The organism is Mesorhizobium sp. NZP2077, from assembly GCF_013170805.1.
Lineage (GTDB): Bacteria > Pseudomonadota > Alphaproteobacteria > Rhizobiales > Rhizobiaceae > Mesorhizobium.
On sequence record NZ_CP051293.1, the window covers coordinates 4,092,492 to 4,110,787 of the forward strand.

The following is an 18,296-nucleotide window of genomic DNA, read 5'->3' on the forward strand; positions in this document are numbered from 1 at the left end:
CAAACAAAAACGCCGCCCATTGGGCGGCGTTTTGCATTCCAGAGGGAAAACCCAGATTACTTGATCTTGGTTTCCTTGAATTCGACGTGCTTCTTGGCGACCGGGTCGTACTTGCGGAACGACAGCTTGTCGGTCTTGGTACGGCTGTTCTTGCTGGTCACGTAGAAGAAACCGGTGTCGGCGGTCGACAGAAGCTTGATCTTGATGTTTGCGGCTTTGGCCATGATCTCAGTCCGTTATGTTCGTGGGGTTTTGGCCGCTGGAGCACGGGAAAACACCCGGACGCGGGAAACTTGGCGCGACACATAAAGAACGTGCCTGGAAAGTCAAGCCCAGCGAATTGGAAGTGACCCGGCCAGCTTGCCCATTACGCGCAAATCAGGCGTTTTCCACCTCTGATACCGCAACCTTCTTCCAGTCTCCGGTGGTGTTCCACCAGCGATTCGGATTGGCGCGGTCGTCCAGCCCTTTGGAGCGGCTGGCGAGGATCGGCTGGATGCGGATCACCGGCTCCTGATAGGAATGGGCCTGGAAAATCGCCTCGACGACTCGGGCAGCCAGCGCCTGATCGTCGGGCAGTTCGAAGGAAACCTCGACCGTGCCCGGGCAGCGGCGCAATTCGGTCTCGGCACCGGCCGCAGCCCCTTCAAGCGGCCTGTAGCGCTCGATGCCGTGCGCCGACTGATAGGCGTTGCGGTCATATCTGCCCATCACCAGCGGAGCGATCGCAACCACCGCGTCCATGATGCGGTCGACATCCGCGGCCGGGGCCTGGAAGGTCACAAGCAGCAGGAGCGTCATTCGCAGTGATGTGGTTTCAAAGCCGCTGTCGATCATGGGAGTGTCCTCAACTTCCGATGTTTTGGGACACTCTTTTAACCCAGCGCTCCTGACACGGTTCTGTCAGCAGCGGGCGCTGCGTCGAAGGACTCAAAGGAGAATCTTGCGGACGAGCCTGATGCCGACCAGCGTCATATAGGCGGCGAAGAACAGGCCGAGCGACCAGCCGAAACCGGACGGACCGAACGCATCCATGCCGATACCGATCGCCTGCGGGCCAAGCACCATGCCGACACCGTAGCAGAGCACGAAGGCGGCGTTGGCGGATGCCAGTTCATGGCCGGAAAGCTGCGAGCCGAGATGGGCAAGGCCGATGGTGTACATGGCGGCGACCACGCCGCCCCAGACGAACAGAAGGGCGGCCATCAGGTGCCAATTCTGGGCGAAGAAGGGCATGAACACCGTGCCGGCAAGGCCGACGGTGGCGCAGGCGAGCAGAAGATAGCGGCGATCCGAGACGCGGTCGCTGATCATACCGATCGGGATTTGCAGCAGCACATTGCCGAGACCGATCATGGTCAGCAGCAATGCCGCGTCGGCTTCGGAATAGCCGATGCGGTTGCCGTAGATGGGAAACAGCGCGAAACCGCCGGTCTCAACCGCACCGAAGACCAGCACGGCGGCGGTCGCCGAAGGCACCAGCCAGATGTAGCGCAGGAAATTGCTGGTTTCGCCGTCGGAGGCGATGCTCGGGCTTTCGTTGCGTGCCGCCAGCACCGGTATCGCGGCCAGTGTCACCAGCCCGATGATGACGCCGAACGGCCTGAAGCCGGAACTGCCAAGATGGGCGAACAACCACGGCCCTGCAGCAAAACCCAGCGACAGGACGGTGGCGTAGATGCCAAGGACAAGGCCGCGCCGGTGCGGCGGAGCCGACGTGCTGATCCAGAATTCCGATAGGATGAACAGCACCGTCAGCGCTATATGCAGCACGATGCGCAGCGGAAACCACATCCAGAAGTCGGGCGCGAAATGGAAGCCGACGAAGGCCAGGGCGCCCGTGGCAATCATCGCGATCATGGTCCAGGCGACGCCAAAGCGCATGGCGAGCGGCGTGGCGAGCGGCGCGCCGGCGATCGAAGCCAGGCCGGCGACGGCCGTGTTGAGGCCGATCATCGAAGCCGAGTGGCCACGCGTTTCCAGGATGACGCTGAGCAGCGGCATGCCGAGGCCAATGGCGATGCCGACGACGCTGATCGACGAGATCGCCGCCACCATCGGCAGCCAGTGTACGCGTTCGTCGCCCTGTGGTTGGGTATCGACCGTCATGGGATGCTGAATACTCTGTCTCTTTGATCTTAGGCAATTCCGGGTGGAAAACCGCGTCACACTTTTCCTGGGATTGCCTACAGAAGTTCGCGGGTGAAGCGGTTGCGGACAAGCCGGTAGAAGGGGACAGGACCGCCAGGACGCAACAGCGGATCATGGGCAAGGCGCTTTTCCAGCTCGTCCAGGATCATTCGGGTGATGTCGGGTATGTCGGCTTTCCTGGCCTTGGCAAGCGGCAGCCAGACCAGTTCCTCGAGTTCGTTGGTCGGGCCGCCATCAGGCAGTTCGACGGCGACATCGTTGCGCCAGGCGCTGAAGAAACGTGTGTCGAAGCGGCGCACCCGGTTGGGCGGGGTGATGGCGCGCGCGATGAAACGCAGCGTCTCAAGTGAAGGTCTCACGCCGTGCTCGACAAAACCTTGCCAGTCACGCTTGTCGGTCGCAAAGGCGGCTTTCTGGCCGATCAGCAGCCCGGCTTCCTCATAGGTCTCGCGAATTGCCGACAAGGCGACGGCCCGGGCTCGCGCGGCACTGGTGCGGCCGGGGCCGGCAAGCAGCTTTGCTTCCTCGTCGCGATGCAATGCGGTGGCGGTCGCGATGCGACTGTCCGCCGGATCGGTGCGGCCACCGGGAAAAACGAATTTTCCAGGCATGAAGGCGTGGCCAGCGTGACGGCGGCCCATCAGCACCAGCACCTCGTCGCCCTTGCGGTCGAGAAGAATCAAGGTCGCGGCGTCACGCGGACGCAGGCGCCGGCCGCTATGCGCGGCAAGACCCTTGTCGAGCTTGTCGACATCCGCCTTGGTCATTGCTTCCATGCGCTGGACCTAGCGGAAACTTCTTGCAAACGAAAGTGGCCTTTCACGGTCGGTATGTTGCGCCGGCGGCGCTTCAGGCGCCGTGGTGGGACTCGGTCCCATCCTTCTCGCCACCGAATCCGTGCATATAGAACGCCCATTGCAGTCCGATGACGGCGCCTTTGACAGGCTGCAGCAGCGCAACCGACAAAATAATGGTCAGCGGCACCCAGATGGCGATGTGCTGCCAGGTGGAGAGCGTCGACGTCGCTTCCACGCCCATGAAGGCGCCGAGAACGATGTGACCGACGATGACGATGACCAGATAGGCCGGCAGGTCGTCGGCGCGATGGTGATGGATCTCCTCGCCGCAGACGCTGCAGGTCTCGACGGTCTTGGTGAAGCCGCGGAACAGCTTGCCTTCACCGCAATTCGGGCAGCGGCCCAGGAAACCGCGCTTCATAGCCGTCCACAGCGGGCGGGCAACCCGGCCCGTGTGATGTTCGCCGCCGAAGACCTGTTCTTGTATCCCTAATTCATTTTGCATCATCGTCTCCTGCCGCGCGAACCCGGTCGCGATTGCGACGCACGGGCGCGGCCCTTAGCCTTGTGGAACGACTTGCTGGAGCCTGGCAGGGGCTTCGGGTCGGTCAACATCTCAAAGCGCATCGCGCCGGCCATTGGAGCCACCTCGATGAGCCGGACCTCGACGCGGTCCGCGAGCTGGTAGCCTTTGCCCGAGCGTTCTCCGAACAGGGAGCGAGCCGTTTCGTCGTATATATAGTAATCGCCGCCCAGAGTTGACACCGGGATGAAGCCATCTGCGCCAAACTGCGGCAATTGGACAAATAGTCCTGATTTGGTGACGCCGGAGATGCGGGCGTCGAAGCGGTCGTCGATGCGCTCGGCGAGATAGGCGGCAATCAGCCGGTCGACCGTATCGCGCTCGGCTGCCATGGCGCGCCGTTCCGTGCCGGAGATCAGTACCGCGACGTCTTCGAGCCGCGCCTCTTCATCCTGCGTCAGACCGCCCGGACCGAGGCCGAGCGCGGCGATAAGCCCACGGTGCACGATCAGGTCGGCGTAGCGGCGGATCGGCGAGGTGAAATGCCCGTAGCGCTTCAGGTTGAGGCCGAAATGGCCGATGTTCTTGGGTGAGTATTCGGCCTGGCTCTGCGAGCGCAGCACCACCTCGTTGACAAGCGCCTCGTTGTCGGCGCCACGCACGCGTTCGAGAATGCCGTTGAACTGGCTGGGCCGCATCTGCGCACCGCGCGCCAGCGACAGGCCGAGCGTCTGCAGGAATTCGCGCAGCGATTCCTGCTTGGCGAGCGATGGCGCGTCGTGGACGCGGTAGACCAGCGCCTGCTTCTTCGCCTCCAGCGTCTCGGCGGCGGCGACATTGGCCTGGATCATGAATTCTTCGATCAGCTTATGGGCGTCGAGCCGTTCCGGCACGATGACGCGATCGACCGTGCCGTCCGGCTTGAGCAGGATCTTGCGCTCCGGCAGGTCAAGTTCCAGCGGCTGGCGGCCGTCGCGTCCGCGTTTCAGGATCGCATAGGCGTCCCATAGCGGCTTCAGCACCGTGTCGAGGATCGGGCCGGTCTTGTCGTCGGGCACACCGTCGATGGCCGCCTGCGCCTGCGGGTAGGCGAGCTTCGCCGCGGATTTCATCATCACGCGGTGGAAAGAATGCCGGATTTTGTGGCCATCGGCGGAGAAGGTCATGCGCACAGCCAGCGCCGGGCGATCCTGGCCCTCACGCAACGAACAGAGGTCGTTGGAGATGCGCTCGGGCAGCATCGGCACGACGCGATCGGGGAAATAGACCGAATTGCCGCGCTTCAAGGCTTCGCGGTCGAGGGCCGTGCCATAGCGCACATAGGCGGCGACATCGGCGATGGCGACGGTGGCGATCACGCCGCCGGGGTTCTTTTCGTCGAGATCGGGCGTGGCGAAGACGGCGTCGTCATGGTCCTTGGCGTCGGCCGGATCGATGGTGACCAGCGGCAGGTCGCGCCAGTCCTCGCGGTGATCCATCGTTGCCGGCTTGACGGCTTCGGATTCGGCGATGACGTCGGCTGGGAAGATGTGCGGAATGTCGTGCGCATGGATGGCGATCATCGAGACCGCCTTTTCGCTGGTCAGCGAGCCCAGCACGTTGAGCACCTTGGCGCGCGGCAACCCATAGCGGGAGGAGCGTGCGGGCTCGACTTCGACCAGGTCGCCGCTCTTGGCGCCGTTCTGGAATTCCTTGTCGACGATCAGCTCCGGTTGACGGCGCTCGACCGGCTCGATGCGAAAGGTGCCGTCCTGCAGCACGCGGAAGACGCCGAGAACGGCATCGGTGCGCTTCTCGAAGATCTTCATAACCCGGCCGGTATAGGCGGGGCCGGTCGGGTCATCGGTCGGGAAGGTCTTGGCCAGCACGCGGTCGCCAATGCCGGGCGCCGGGCCGTTGCCACTGCGTGACACACGGATCGAGACCACGGGCGGTTCGCCCGTGCCGACCGACTCGGCCGGATGCGCCAGCAAGATGCCGTCGCCGTCACGGCCAAAAATATCGAGCACGGCGACATGGGGCAGGGCGCCGACGCGGGCCAGCCGCTTGCGTTCCTTGGTGAGCACGCCTTCGTCCTGCAGGTCGCGCAGAATGTCCTTCAGCCAGATGCGGTCGTCACCGCGCAGCGCGAACGCCTTGGCGATGTCGCGTTTGCCCGCCCGATCGGGATTCTCGGCGATATAGCGCAGGATTTCGTCGCGCGAGGGCCTGTAGTCGTCCTTGACCTTGGCTCTCGTGTCGGCGGTGCGTGGATCGCCGTGGCTCCTACCGGTGATCCTGCGCGCCACGCCGTCCTACCCTTTTTTCTTCGCAGCCGGCTTCTTGGCGGCTGTCTTCTTCGCTGCAGGCGCCTTGGCTGCTGCTGCTTTGCGGAACGGCTTCTTGCCGCCGCCGCCCTTGGCTTCCTTCTCGGCAATCAGCGCCAGCGCGTCCTCGATGGTCACCGTTTGCGGATCCTTGCCCTTGGGCAGGGTGGCGTTGACCTTGCCGAAATTGACATAAGGCCCGTATTTGCCGTCGCGCACGACGATCTTGCCGCCGCCGTCGGGATGGTCGCCAAGTTCCTTCAGCGCAGCTGCGGTGCCGCCGTTGCGGCCGCCCTTGCCCTTGGACTGCTTCTCGGCAATCACCGTGACGGCGCGGTTGAGGCCGATCGAGAACACATCCTCGATGCTGTCGAGATTGGCGTAGGTGCCATCGTGCAGCACGAACGGACCATAGCGGCCGAGCCCGGCCGAGATCATCTTGGAAGTTTCCGGATGCTTGCCGATATCGCGCGGCAGCGCCAGCAACGCCAGCGCCTTTTCGTGGTCGATCGACTCCGGCGTCCAACCCTTGGGCAGGCTCGAGCGCTTGGCTTCCTTGCCGTCGCCGCGCTGGAGGTAGGGCCCGAAGCGGCCCGAGCGCAGCGTGATTTCCTCCGCCGTGTAAGGATCCTTGCCGAGCACCTTGGTGCCGTCCTCGCCGCCGCCATTCTCGCCATTGGGGTTGGCAGCGTCGCCGAGCTGGCGGGTGAAGGAGCATTCCGGATAGTTCGAGCAGCCGACGAAGGCGCCGAACTTGCCGAGCTTCAGCGACAGATTGCCGGTGCCGCATTTCGGGCAGATGCGGGGGTTGGAGCCGTCTTCCCTAGTGGGGAACACCAGCGGCGCCAGTTCCTCGTTCAGCGCGTCGAGTACGTCGGTGACGCGAAGTTCCTTGATGTCGGCGACAGCGCCGGAAAAATCCTTCCAGAAATCGCGCAGCACGTCTTTCCAGGCGAGCTTGCCGTCGGAGATCTCGTCGAGCTTTTCCTCGAGCGATGCGGTGAAGTCGTATTCGACATAGCGCTCGAAGAAGCTTTCGAGGAAGGCCGACAACAGCCGGCCCTTGGCCTGCGGCACCAGTCGGCGCTTGTCGATCGTGACGTAGTCGCGGTCTTCGAGCGTCTTCAGGATTGCGGTGTAGGTCGACGGGCGGCCGATGCCGAGCTCTTCCAGCTTCTTGATCAGCGTCGCCTCGGAATAGCGCGGCGGCGGCTCGGTCGTGTGCTGGGTGGCGTTGATCGCCTGGCGGGCAAGCTGCTCGCCGGCACGGATCTCCGGGAGACGACGGTTTTCCTCGTCTTCCGCGTCGTCTTCCTTCTGGTCGGTGTAGGCGGCGATGAAGCCGTCGAAGCGAACGACCGAACCGACAGCGCGAAGCTCGGCGGTACGGGCGCCGTTGACCGCCTCGATCTCGACGGTGGTGCGCTCGATTTCGGCCGGCTGCATCTGGCTGGCGATGGCGCGCTTCCAGATCAACTCATAGAGCCGCATCTGGTCGGAATCGAGATATTGCCGGACCGATGCCGGGGTGCGCATGAAATCCGTCGGGCGGATCGCTTCGTGCGCTTCCTGGGCGTTCTTGGCCTTGGCTGTGTATTGGCGCGGCTTTTCCGGCAGGTATTTCGGGCCGAATTCCTTGGCGATGGCGTCGCGGGCAGCGTCGATCGCCTCCGGCGCCATCTGCACGCCGTCGGTTCGCATATAGGTGATCAGGCCGGTCGTTTCGCCGCCGATCTCCATGCCTTCATAGAGACGCTGCGCCACCTGCATGGTGCGGGTGGCGGAGAAGCCGAGGCCGGATGAGGCGGCCTGCTGCAGCGTCGAGGTGGTGAAGGGCGGGCCCGGATTGCGCTTGGTCGGCTTGGCTTCGACGGACAGCGCCTTGAAGGTCGCGCCTTCAAGCATCGCCTTGATGTCGTCGGCCTGCGCCTTGTTGGCAATGTCGAGCTTTTGCAGCTTCTTGCGCTCGAACGCGGTCAACCGCGCCTCGAAAGTGTCGTTGCGCGGCGTGCCCAGCAGAGCGGCAATCTGCCAATATTCCTCGCGGATGAAGCGCTCGATCTCGGACTCACGGTCGCAGACCAGGCGCAGCGCCACCGACTGGACGCGGCCGGCGGAACGGGCGCCCGGCAGTTTGCGCCACAGCACCGGCGACAGCGTGAAGCCGACGAGATAGTCGAGCGCCCGGCGGGCGAGATAGGCATCGACGAGCGGCGCATCGATCTGGCGCGGATTGGCCATGGCTTCCAGCACCGACGACTTGGTGATGGCGTTGAAAACGACACGGCTGACCGACTTGTCCTTCAGCACGCGCTTCTGCTTCAGCACTTCCAGCACGTGCCAGGAGATCGCTTCGCCTTCGCGATCCGGATCGGTGGCGAGGATCAGGCCGTCGGCGTCCTTGACGGCCTTGGCGATGTCGGCGAGGCGCTTGCCTGACGCGGTGTCGACCGCCCAGGACATGGCAAAATCCTCGTCCGGACGCACCGAGCCGTCCTTGGCCGGCAAATCACGGACATGGCCGAACGAAGCCAGAACCTTGTAGTTCCTGCCGAGGTATTTGTTGATTGTCTTCGCCTTGGCCGGCGATTCGACGACGACGACGTCCATGAGGTCTCATATCAGCTGTGGTGCGGCAGAAGAATTCCGCTGCGCGCGACGAAATCTCGTTCTATTTGTCGCTCACATGGCCGCGCTTTTGCATCCGGTCAAGGGGAAGCGCCCAAATTGCAGGGCTCTCCGCAGCAATACACTCTTAGAGTGTATAGAGAAAATCACAGATTTCGGCTTGGAGAGATGGCGGTCCCAAGCCAGCCGAAACAGGCCGATTCATTTTTCCGCCGAGTCGAGGAAAAGCCGGCTGCGGACAACATCGGGACGACGCCGTTTCAGGCTGCCTGACGCTGGCCGCCGGCGGCATGGAAAGATGCCCGGCGACCAGTTTTTGACCCGCCAGCGGGCGGGCAACGGTATCGAGGACTAGTTGGCCTTGACGATGTGCCAGACGCCGGCAACGCCATCGCCGGTCACATCGCCGGCCTTCTTGTCCTTGATGAAGGTGTAGACCGGCTTGCCGTCATAGGCCCACATCTTGGTGCCGTCGGTGCGGTCGACAACGCTCCATTCGTCGTCCGCCTTGGCGCCGGCCTCGGCCTTCAGCGGCGGCCAGTTGGTGGCGCACTTGTCGTAGCAGTTGGTCTTGCCCTTCTCGTCCTTGTCATAGGTGTAGAGCGTCATGCCCATGGCGTCGGTGTAGATCTTGGTGCCATTGACCTCGGCCTCCTTCCACGCGTCGGCGGCGAAGGAAGCGGCGGTGCTGAGCAGAAGTGCTGCCAGCCCTATGGTTATGGTTTTCATGGAAATCTCCCTGGCTGATAATGGAGACGCGCGGAAAATCGCGGCCTCTTTGTATCAACGTCCAACGCAGGTGCTTTCGTCCCCGACGCGCGCATGCGGCGATGACTTTCCACACAATGGTGATTGGCAGACATGCCCAGGCGTCGCTATATCGTCGCCAAACAGTCGGAGCTTGGGAATGGCATTGGACATCGGCTATGTCAGCGCGATCGGGGCGGGGGCCATCTCGTTCCTGTCGCCTTGCGTGTTGCCGCTGGTGCCACCCTATCTCTGCTACATGGCCGGCGTTTCGGTCGATGATTTTCGCGGCAATGCGGGCGTGACGGCCCGCGAAGGTACGCGCGGCGCACTGCTCTATTCTTCTATTGCATTCGTGCTCGGCTTCTCGAGCGTGTTCGTCGCACTCGGCGCCGGCGCCTCGACCATCGGCCGGTTGCTGCGGGTCTGGCAGGAGCCGCTGGCGATGGCCGCCGGTGTGCTGATCATCCTGATGGGCCTGAATTTCCTCGGCATATTGCGCATTCCGTTGTTGTCGCGCGAGGCGCGCTTCCAGTCGCAGGGCAAGCCTGCAAGTGCCATCGCCGCCTATGTCATGGGGCTCGCCTTCGCCTTCGGCTGGACGCCGTGCATCGGCCCGGTGCTGGGACCGATCCTGACGCTGGCCGGCGGTCGCGAAACCGTGGGCGAGGGCGCGCTGCTGCTCGCCGCCTATTCGCTCGGGCTGGGCATTCCATTCCTCATCGCGGCGCTGTTTTCCGGCGCTTTCATGCGCTTCCTCGGCAAATTCCGCGTCCATCTCGGCCGGGTCGAAAAGGCCATCGGCGCGCTGCTGGTGGTCGCCGGCGTGTTTTTTCTCACCGGCGGCGTGCAGACGGTGTCGTATTGGCTGCTGGAGAATTTCCCGGTGCTGGGACGGCTGGGGTAGACGTTCCGGCCAAAGCGCGTCGCGTTGAAACCGATTTCGGCACTTAAGTCTTTGCTTTTGTGCATGTCGTGGTCCAAAACCCACTGTGCCCACAGCACGAGATGCACCATGCCGGTTGCATGTCTTCAGAAATTGCGAGAGCTCCTGACGGAAGCCACCCTCGGTCATTGGCTTTCCGTCTGATCCTGAGCGGAGAATGCATGTTCGTCATAGTGGTCCTGTGGGTGGCTTTCTTCATCATCAATTTCAACATCGCGATGATGATCCCCCTCCTTCCTTTCATCGCACGCGATGTCGGCCTGTCTTCCTCGGAGGCGGGGAGGGTGTTGATTGCGTTTCCCATCGTCGCGCTGATCAGTAATCTCGTATTGGGGCCACTCATCGATCGATATGGGCGCAAGCGTTTCATCGTCATGGGAGCTGTTGGATGTGGCGCGATCCTGCTTTTGACCGCCACAGTGCATGGCGCGACTTCTATCGCTCTCGGCCGAGCGGCGACCGGCCTGTTCATGCCAATGATCGGCGCGTCTATTTTCGCGGCCATAGCAGACTACATTCCAACGCAAGACAGGTCTCGCATTACCGGCTACGTCACCACGGCTGCACCCGTCGCCTTCCTGTTCTCGATATCGATGGGGGTCGTACTGGGCGGCTTGTTGACTTGGCGGCTCCCGTTGCTGCTTCTAGCCGTGATCTGCTTGGCGCTGGCGGCCATGACATCAACCCTGCCGCCGACCAGGCCGGAGGCCCTGTCGAGCGATCCGATTTCCGTGAGGACATATCGCGAGCGCCTGTGGTCGCTTTCGCTGGATGCAGGCACTCGGCTTTTGCTGCTCTCTTATTTTTGCTGGTCCGCTGGAATGTACGTCTTTCTCGGGCTTTATCCGAGCTGGCTTGTGCAGCATGGCCTTGTCGGAGAGGGCGCCGGTACGATCGGCACCATGCTATTTCTCGGTGAGACAGGGGGGTTGCTTGGCGCATTCCTCTCCGGATGGCTCACGGGGTTCGTCCGCCACCCCTTGGCACTCTGTGCCGCCGCCTCGCTTGGAATAGCGATCGTTGTTCTGGCCATCCCGTTCGGAACCGGGCATCCCGTCATTCAGGCACTCGCTTATGGCATCTTCGCGTTCGGCAGGGACCTGATGCTGGCTCTAATTCTTGGCGGCGCCATGCTTCTTATACCGGCATCGCAACGCGGCAGCCTGAACGCCATGCTCAATGCCGTTTACCAGACAGGTGCTTCGATAGGCGGGCTGGCAAGCGCTTGGCTCTACGGATTCCGCACTGACTTCACGGCCAACGCTTTCGTTTCGTCCGCTGTATTCGTTGCCTCGGCGCTCATGCTGTGGAGCATCACCAAAATCAACGAGCCCATCCGACAAACCCGCTGATCAAGGGTCAGTCGCTCCGCCATCTCACCGGAATTTAACCGCATTGGTGCAGCATGCCGCCGCTGCTATCCTGCTTTGATTCCCAACTCTTTGATATGGTTGTCCTTCCATGAGCCAGAGATCCTGCCTGTCCGTCATTCTCGCCGCCGGCGAAGGCACGCGCATGAAGAGCGCGTTGCCGAAAGTGTTGCACCAGATCGCGGGGTTGCCGATGGTCGCTCATGTGGTGAAGGCAGCGGAAGCGGCCGGCGCCAGCGGTCAGGCGTTGGTGATCGGGCATGGTGCGGATGAGATGCGCAAGGCCGCCGCAAAATTCGCGCCGAAGGCCGAGACTTTCGTGCAGGAGAAGCGGCTCGGTACCGCGCATGCGGTTCTTGCTGCTCGCGCAGCAATATCAAAGGGTTACGACGACGTTCTCGTGATGTTCGGCGACACGCCGCTGATCGACGCGGATGCTCTGACGGTGGCGCGGTTGAGGCTAGCGGAAGGTGCGGCTGTCGTTGTGATCGGCTTTCGGCCGCCCAACCCAACCGGTTATGGCCGGCTGATCGAAAAGGATGGCAAGCTGATTGCCATCCGCGAGGAAAAGGACTGCTCCGAAGAGGAGAAAAAAATCGGCTTCTGCAATGCCGGCATGATGGCGGTGGCCGGCGCCCACGCGCTGAAGCTGCTCGACGCGGTCGGCAACAAGAATGCCAAGGGCGAGTATTATCTGACCGACATCGTCGAGATCGCCAGCGCGCAGGGGCTCGATGTCGTGGCCACCGAAGCCAGCTTCGAAAGCGCGCTCGGCATCAACAACCGCGCCGAACTGGCGCAGGCCGAGGGCATCTGGCAGCAGCGCCGCCGGCACGAGGCGATGCTGTTGGGCGTGACATTGATAGCACCGGAAACCGTGTATTTCTCGCATGACACCGAAATCGGCGCCGACACCATCGTCGAGCCGAATGTCTGGTTCGGTCCGGGCGTGAAGATCGCCAATGGCGCCAAGATCCATGCCTTCAGCCATATCGAAGGCGCTACCATTGCGTCGAATTGCGATGTAGGGCCATACGCGCGGCTGCGGCCGGGCGCCGATCTGAAGAACAAGGCAAAAGTCGGCAATTTCTGCGAGGTCAAGCAGGCTGTCATCGAGGAGGGCGCCAAGGTCAACCATTTGACGTATATCGGCGATGCCCGCGTTGGCGCGGGTGCCAATATCGGCGCCGGCACCATCACCTGCAACTATGACGGCTACTCGAAATTCTTCACCGACATCGGCGAGGGCGCCTTTGTCGGCTCCAACTCCTCGCTGGTGGCGCCGGTGTCGATCGGCAAGGGCGGCTACATCGCGTCCGGCAGCGTCATCACCGAAAGCGTGCCTGACGATGCGCTGGCCTTCGGCCGCGCCCGCCAGAAGACGATCCCGGGCAAGGGCAAGGAATTGCGCGAGCGCTTAGCCTCGGCCGCGGCGGCCAAGAAGAAGGCCGCTGGCGCCGACCACTAACGGTCAGCCGGCCGCCGCCGTATACCGACCGAAAGTGGCGGTCACCTCGATCTTGCCGACGATGGCCTTGTTGAAATCGTCGAGGTCCTCGGCGGGTATCCAATATTCCAGATGCGCCTTGCTGCCGGCATGCTCGACCCTGTAGCGGTCGAGAAAGCTTTTCGGCACGGCAAACCGGGTCACGAAACCCGCGCCGCTGGCCGGCACATTCCAGTCACACGCGATCTGCACGGCATAGGCTTCCGACACAACCGGATAGAAGATGGGCTGCTCGGGCAGGCGTGGCGGAAACGTCCGCATGTCGGACGCCTCGATGAGTTTTAGCTCCTGAGGTCCGACCGGGCGCCAGAGTGTAATGGTGGGCGGGGCTTCATTCATGGCCGAAGCTTAGCCAAATATTGCCGGAACGGGAATAGGATCGCCGAAAAACGGAACAATTGCAGTAACGGGATTGCAAGTGCGGTCTGGCATGGTGCATGCGTGCGCATCCGTCCGTTACACCGGACGAAATGCAATGTGACTTTGACGGCGGGCCGGCCATCCCTAAATAAGCGCTGGTTTTGCATGGGGAATCGGGGACTGTCTGCATGTGCGGTATCGTTGGAATCGTCGGTCATTCGCAGGTTGCGCCGCTCATCGTCGATGCACTGAAGCGGCTCGAATATCGCGGCTATGACTCAGCCGGCGTCGCCACGATCGAAAAGGGACAGCTTGGCCGCAGACGCGCCGAAGGCAAGTTGATCAACCTCGAGCGCCGTCTCAAGGAAGACCCGCTCGAGGGCACGATCGGCATCGGCCACACGCGCTGGGCGACGCATGGCGTGCCCAACGAGACCAATGCGCATCCACATTTTTCCGACGGCGTCGCCATCGTCCACAACGGCATCATCGAGAATTTCGCCGAGCTGCGCGACGAGCTGATCCGCGACGGCTACTCCTTCTCGTCGCAGACCGATACCGAAGTTGTCGCGCATCTGGTGGCGCGCGAACTTGCCAAGGGCCTGAAGCCGGTCGAGGCCGCGCACCAGGCGCTGAAGCGGCTGGAAGGCGCCTTTGCGCTGGCGATCATGTTCAAGGGCGACGAGGACCTGATCGTCGGCGCCCGCAACGGCCCGCCACTCGCCGTCGGCCATGGCGATGGCGAGATGTTCCTGGGCTCCGATGCCATTGCGCTGGCGCCGTTCACCAATTCGATCACCTATCTGGAAGATGGCGACTGGGCGGTGGTGCGCCGCGAAGGCGTCACCATCTTCGACATTGACGGCAAAAAGGTCGAGCGCAAGCGCCAGCAGTCGCTGTCGACCAGTTTCATGGTCGACAAGGGCAACCGGCGCCATTTCATGGAGAAGGAAATCCATGAGCAGCCCGAGGTGATCTCGCACACGCTGGCCCATTATGTGGATTTCGTCTCCGGCGTTTCGAAGCCGCTCGATCTGCCATTCGACTTCGCCAAGATCGGCCGGCTGGCGATTTCTGCCTGCGGCACCGCCTATCTCGCCGGCCTGATCGGCAAATACTGGTTCGAGCGCTATGCGCGGCTACCGGTCGACATCGATGTCGCCTCGGAGTTTCGCTATCGCGAGATGCCGCTGTCGGCTGAAGATGCCGCCTTCTTCATCTCGCAATCGGGCGAGACCGCCGATACGCTGGCTTCGCTCCGTTACTGCCGCAAGGCCGGCATGAAGATCGGCGCCATCGTCAACGTGCGCGAATCGACCATGGCACGCGAGTCCGACGTGGTGCTGCCGACGCTCGCCGGCCCCGAGATCGGCGTCGCCTCGACCAAGGCTTTTACCTGCCAGCTTTCCGTCCTGGCGTCGCTTGCGGTGCGCGCCGGCGTGGCGCGCGGCACGATTTCGAAAGAGCAGGAAAAGACCCTGGTGCGCGCGCTTTCGGAAGCGCCGCGCTATGCCAACCAGGTGCTCAAGCTCGAAGAGCAGATCGAACGCATCGCGCGCGAACTCTCGCGCTACAAGGACGTGCTCTATCTCGGCCGCGACACCAATTTCCCGCTGGCCATGGAAGGCGCGCTGAAGCTCAAGGAAATCTCCTATATCCACGCAGAAGGCTATGCGGCGGGCGAGTTGAAGCACGGGCCGATCGCGCTGATCGACGAGAACATGCCGGTCATCGTCATTGCGCCGCATGACCGGATTTTCGAGAAAACCGTATCCAACATGCAGGAAGTGGCGGCGCGCGGCGGCAAGATCATCCTGATCACCGACAGCAAGGGCGCGGCGCAGGTGAGCGTGAAGACGATGGAGACGATCATCCTGCCGGACGTGCCGGAAATAATCTCGCCGATCATCTATGCGCTGCCGATCCAGATGCTCGCCTATTTCGCCGCCGTGTTCATGGGCACCGACGTCGATCAACCGCGCAATCTGGCGAAGTCGGTGACGGTGGAGTAGGGCGCTTCAAACAGGCGCCTTTAAAAACTTCGCAGTTCCAAACCGGGCTGCGGTTCACTAATGTTGCGGTGCAACTCGCGCCCCCGGTGAACCATGTCCGATGCTCCCAAGACCTCCGGCATGACCCGGCTGAGGAACTATTTCCTCACGGGCTTCGTCGTCTGCGCGCCGCTGGCGATCACCGCCTATATCGCCTGGTCGTTCATCGGCTGGGTCGATTCCTGGGTAAAGCCTTATATTCCGGCGCGTTACAGCCCCGACACCTATCTGCCGTTTCCCGTTCCGGGGTTCGGGCTGATCGTCGCGCTGATCCTGATCACACTGATCGGTTTTCTCACCGCCAACATTGTCGGCCGCGCCATTGTCGGTTTCGGCGAGCGCCTGCTTGGCCGCATGCCGCTGGTGCGCGGCATCTATGGCTCGCTGAAGCAGATTTTCGAGACCGTGCTGTCGAATAAGGGGGACATGTTCCGCCAGGTCGGGCTGGTCGAGTATCCGCGCAAGGGCGTCTGGTCGCTGGTCTTCGTCGCCAGCGAGAAGGAGACCGAGATTAACCAGAAGCTTGATCAGGACGGCGATCCGCTGATTGCCGTCTTCATGCCTTGCACGCCGAATCCGACCACCGGCTTTCTCATGTACGTGCCGAAGTCGGACATCGTGCTGCTCGACATGACGATCGAGGACGGTGCCAAGCTGATTGTCTCGGCCGGATTGGTGGCGCCCGAGGTCAAGCAAATGGTTGTCGTGAATGGTGAGCCGATCGAGGGAATGCTCGCCAACCCGTCGATTGGCGCCCTGGCTCAGCCGGCGCGCAAAAGCCGCACGGCCTCGTCGCGGCCGAACAAGTAGAGCAACAGACGCAGCGCCCCGCCGCGGTCGGATTGCAGCTCCGGATCGCGCGACAGGATTAGCCTGGCATCATCGCGGGCGGCCTCAAGCAGGTCCGCATGCGCCTCGATGCGCGCCACCTGGAAACCCGGTGTGCCGGACTGGCGGGTGCCCAAAAGCTCGCCTTCGCCGCGCAGTTTCAGGTCTTCCTCGGCGATCAGAAAACCGTCCTCGGTCTCGCGCATCACCGACAGCCGGCGTTTTGCGGTCTCGCCGAGCGGGTCCTTGTAAAGCAGCACGCAGGAGGATGGCTTGTCGCCGCGCCCCACGCGCCCGCGCAGCTGGTGCAATTGGGCGAGGCCAAAGCGTTCGGCATGCTCGATGACCATGACGGTGGCGTCGGGGACGTCGACGCCAACCTCGATGACCGTGGTGGCGATCAGGATGCGGGTTTCGCCCTCCTTGAAGGCGCGCATCGCCTCGTCCTTCTCCGCGCCCTTCATACGGCCATGGACAAGGCCGATGCGGTCGCCGAACAGCGGCTTCAGCGAAGCGAAGCGATCCTCGGCCGACATCAGCTTGATCTCTTCGGATTCCTCGACCAGCGGACAGATCCAGTAGATCTTCTGGCCACCGGCGACGGCGTCCTCCATCCGGCCAACCAGTTCGTCGAGCCGCTCAAGTGGTAGTGTGACGGTGCGGATCGGCTGGCGGCCGGCGGGTTTTTCCGTCAGTTTCGACACGTCCATGTCACCAAAGGCGGTCAGCACCAGCGTGCGCGGGATGGGTGTCGCCGTCATCACCAGCATGTCTGGCGCGTCGCCCTTGGCGGTGATGGCCAGCCGCTGGTGCACGCCGAAACGATGCTGCTCGTCGATCGCGGCGAAGACCAGATCGTGGAAGGTCACCGTCTCCTGGAACAGTGCGTGGGTGCCGACGACGATGTCGATCTCGCCGCTGGCCAGGCCAGCCAGTGTTTCGGTGCGTTCACGGCCTTTCTCGCGACCGGTGAGGATGGCGATGTGCAACCCGACCTTGGCAGCAAGGGGGGCTATCGTCGCCAGATGCTGGCGGGCCAGGATTTCGGTCGGTGCCATCAACGCTGCCTGGCCTCCTGCCTCGACAGCGCGTGCCATGGCGAGCAGCGCGACGACAGTCTTGCCAGAACCGACATCGCCTTGCAGCAGCCGCAGCATGCGCTCAGGGTCGGCCAGGTCGGCATTGATTTCGGCGAGCGCGAATTCCTGACTTGATGTCAGCGAATAGGGAAGGGCGGCGCGCAGTTTCTCGACGATGCTGCCGTCGCCGACTAGGGGACGGCCGGACAGGCGGCGGATCTTTGACCGCACCAGCGCCAGCGAGACCTGGCCCGCCAGCAACTCGTCATAGGCAAGGCGCCGCCACGCGGCACCGTCGACGGAGACGTCGATCGGGTCGGCAGGATTGTGGATGCGGGCGAGCGCATCGCCAAAGCTGGGAAAAGTGTGCCGGCGCATGAAGGCGCCGTCCTGCCATTCGGGGAATTCAGGCACGCGGGCGAGCGCCTGGCCGATCGCCCGGCGCAGCACCTTGCCGGACAGCCCGGCGGTCAGGGGATAGACCGGTTCGACCAGCGGCAGGTTTTCGGCTTCGCTGGCCAGCGCGATATGGTCGGGGTGGACCATGGTCGGGCGGCCGTTGAACCATTCCATGCGGCCAGAGACCACGACATGCTCGCCCACAGGCATTGCCTTTTCGAGATAGGCGGCATGCGCATGGAAAAAGGTCAGGCCGATTTCGCCGGTGTCGTCATGGGCGTAGACCCGGTATGGCACAGACCGGTTGCCGCGCGGTGGCGGCTGGTGACGATCGATGCGCACCTCGAGCGTGACGATCGCGCCTTCGGCCGCGAGCGCGATGCCTGGCCGGTTGCGGCGGTCGATGACGGTGTGCGGCAGCACGAACAGAAGATCGCCGGCGCGGGCCGCGCGGTCACCAAGATCAGCCGTGACAACTTTCTCGATCAGCGTGCCGACCTTCGGCCCGACGCCGGCAAGCGAAGTGATCGGAACAAACAGCGGATCGAGGATGGAAGGACGCATGATGTCAGCTTATGTCGCGATGGCCGCAGCGCAAGGCTGA

15 protein-coding genes are annotated in these 18,296 nt (G+C 62.9%); 5 read left to right on the forward strand and 10 right to left on the reverse strand.

Annotated elements, in window-relative coordinates; all coding sequences use genetic code 11:
* Positions 1-56: 56 nt before the first annotated feature.
* The 8 genes from rpmG to HGP13_RS20395 form a co-directional block, all read right to left on the reverse strand.
* Positions 57-224, reverse strand: coding sequence for a 50S ribosomal protein L33 (gene rpmG, locus HGP13_RS20360; protein WP_006201775.1), 168 nt, complete (start codon positions 222-224; stop codon positions 57-59).
* A gap of 154 nt (positions 225-378) precedes the next feature.
* Positions 379-837: a hypothetical protein gene (locus HGP13_RS20365; RefSeq protein ID WP_172228549.1), complete on the reverse strand. Its 459-nt coding sequence runs from the start codon at positions 835-837 to the stop codon at positions 379-381.
* 93 nt (positions 838-930) lie between these two features.
* Positions 931-2,109: an MFS transporter gene (locus tag HGP13_RS20370; RefSeq protein WP_172228551.1), complete on the reverse strand. Its 1,179-nt coding sequence runs from the start codon at positions 2,107-2,109 to the stop codon at positions 931-933.
* A 77-nt stretch (positions 2,110-2,186) separates the two neighbouring features.
* Positions 2,187-2,927 carry an NUDIX hydrolase gene (locus HGP13_RS20375; protein ID WP_172228553.1) on the reverse strand — a complete coding sequence of 247 codons (741 nt, stop codon included), beginning with the start codon at positions 2,925-2,927 and terminating at the stop codon, positions 2,187-2,189.
* A gap of 73 nt (positions 2,928-3,000) precedes the next feature.
* Complete coding sequence (locus tag HGP13_RS20380) at positions 3,001-3,453, reverse strand: DUF983 domain-containing protein (protein ID WP_172228555.1); 453 nt, start codon at positions 3,451-3,453, stop codon at positions 3,001-3,003.
* A complete protein-coding gene (gene rnr / locus HGP13_RS20385; RefSeq protein WP_172228557.1) occupies positions 3,453-5,759 on the reverse strand; it encodes a ribonuclease R in 2,307 nt (768 codons plus the stop codon). The genes HGP13_RS20380 and rnr overlap by 1 nt, the downstream gene beginning before the upstream one ends.
* Before the next feature lie 6 nt (positions 5,760-5,765).
* Complete coding sequence (gene topA, locus HGP13_RS20390; protein ID WP_172228559.1) at positions 5,766-8,387, reverse strand: type I DNA topoisomerase; 2,622 nt, start codon at positions 8,385-8,387, stop codon at positions 5,766-5,768.
* Between the two features lie 369 nt (positions 8,388-8,756).
* Complete coding sequence (locus HGP13_RS20395; protein WP_172228561.1) at positions 8,757-9,134, reverse strand: hypothetical protein; 378 nt, start codon at positions 9,132-9,134, stop codon at positions 8,757-8,759.
* A 178-nt stretch (positions 9,135-9,312) separates the two neighbouring features.
* On the opposite strand from HGP13_RS20395, the gene HGP13_RS20400 reads away from it, so the two are divergent.
* The 3 genes from HGP13_RS20400 (at position 9,313) to glmU (ending at position 12,936) form a co-directional block, all read left to right on the forward strand.
* Positions 9,313-10,059: a cytochrome c biogenesis CcdA family protein gene (locus tag HGP13_RS20400; protein WP_172228563.1), complete on the forward strand. Its 747-nt coding sequence runs from the start codon at positions 9,313-9,315 to the stop codon at positions 10,057-10,059.
* Between the two features lie 200 nt (positions 10,060-10,259).
* Positions 10,260-11,450, forward strand: coding sequence for an MFS transporter (locus HGP13_RS20405; RefSeq protein ID WP_172228565.1), 1,191 nt, complete (start codon positions 10,260-10,262; stop codon positions 11,448-11,450).
* Between the two features lie 109 nt (positions 11,451-11,559).
* Positions 11,560-12,936, forward strand: a complete 1,377-nt coding sequence (gene glmU / locus HGP13_RS20410; protein ID WP_172228567.1) for a bifunctional UDP-N-acetylglucosamine diphosphorylase/glucosamine-1-phosphate N-acetyltransferase GlmU — start codon at positions 11,560-11,562, stop codon at positions 12,934-12,936.
* A gap of 3 nt (positions 12,937-12,939) precedes the next feature.
* On the opposite strand, the gene HGP13_RS20415 is transcribed toward glmU, so the two are convergent.
* Positions 12,940-13,314, reverse strand: a complete 375-nt coding sequence (locus HGP13_RS20415) for an ADP-ribosylation/crystallin J1 (protein ID WP_172228569.1) — start codon at positions 13,312-13,314, stop codon at positions 12,940-12,942.
* 209 nt (positions 13,315-13,523) lie between these two features.
* On the opposite strand from HGP13_RS20415, the gene glmS reads away from it, so the two are divergent.
* Both glmS and HGP13_RS20425 read left to right on the forward strand, forming a co-directional pair.
* Positions 13,524-15,347 carry a glutamine--fructose-6-phosphate transaminase (isomerizing) gene (gene glmS / locus HGP13_RS20420; RefSeq protein WP_172228571.1) on the forward strand — a complete coding sequence of 608 codons (1,824 nt, stop codon included), beginning with the start codon at positions 13,524-13,526 and terminating at the stop codon, positions 15,345-15,347.
* A 93-nt stretch (positions 15,348-15,440) separates the two neighbouring features.
* Positions 15,441-16,196, forward strand: a complete 756-nt coding sequence (locus HGP13_RS20425; RefSeq protein ID WP_172228573.1) for a DUF502 domain-containing protein — start codon at positions 15,441-15,443, stop codon at positions 16,194-16,196.
* Here the strand turns inward: HGP13_RS20425 and recG are convergent.
* Complete coding sequence (gene recG / locus HGP13_RS20430; protein ID WP_172228575.1) at positions 16,148-18,256, reverse strand: ATP-dependent DNA helicase RecG; 2,109 nt, start codon at positions 18,254-18,256, stop codon at positions 16,148-16,150. The two genes, HGP13_RS20425 and recG, sit on opposite strands and share 49 nt — an antisense overlap.
* Positions 18,257-18,296 lie beyond the last annotated feature (40 nt).

Coding starts and splice junctions, on each gene's coding strand:
- rpmG (WP_006201775.1), bottom strand. CDS start 224: ATGGCCAAAGCCGCAAACATCAAGATCAAGCTTCTGTCGACCGCCGAC.
- HGP13_RS20365 (WP_172228549.1), bottom strand. CDS start 837: ATGATCGACAGCGGCTTTGAAACCACATCACTGCGAATGACGCTCCTG.
- HGP13_RS20370 (WP_172228551.1), bottom strand. CDS start 2,109: ATGACGGTCGATACCCAACCACAGGGCGACGAACGCGTACACTGGCTG.
- HGP13_RS20375 (WP_172228553.1), bottom strand. CDS start 2,927: ATGGAAGCAATGACCAAGGCGGATGTCGACAAGCTCGACAAGGGTCTT.
- HGP13_RS20380 (WP_172228555.1), bottom strand. CDS start 3,453: ATGCAAAATGAATTAGGGATACAAGAACAGGTCTTCGGCGGCGAACAT.
- topA (WP_172228559.1), bottom strand. CDS start 8,387: ATGGACGTCGTCGTCGTCGAATCGCCGGCCAAGGCGAAGACAATCAAC.
- HGP13_RS20395 (WP_172228561.1), bottom strand. CDS start 9,134: ATGAAAACCATAACCATAGGGCTGGCAGCACTTCTGCTCAGCACCGCC.
- HGP13_RS20400 (WP_172228563.1), top strand. CDS start 9,313: ATGGCATTGGACATCGGCTATGTCAGCGCGATCGGGGCGGGGGCCATC.
- HGP13_RS20405 (WP_172228565.1), top strand. CDS start 10,260: ATGTTCGTCATAGTGGTCCTGTGGGTGGCTTTCTTCATCATCAATTTC.
- glmU (WP_172228567.1), top strand. CDS start 11,560: ATGAGCCAGAGATCCTGCCTGTCCGTCATTCTCGCCGCCGGCGAAGGC.
- HGP13_RS20415 (WP_172228569.1), bottom strand. CDS start 13,314: ATGAATGAAGCCCCGCCCACCATTACACTCTGGCGCCCGGTCGGACCT.
- glmS (WP_172228571.1), top strand. CDS start 13,524: ATGTGCGGTATCGTTGGAATCGTCGGTCATTCGCAGGTTGCGCCGCTC.
- HGP13_RS20425 (WP_172228573.1), top strand. CDS start 15,441: ATGTCCGATGCTCCCAAGACCTCCGGCATGACCCGGCTGAGGAACTAT.
- recG (WP_172228575.1), bottom strand. CDS start 18,256: ATGCGTCCTTCCATCCTCGATCCGCTGTTTGTTCCGATCACTTCGCTT.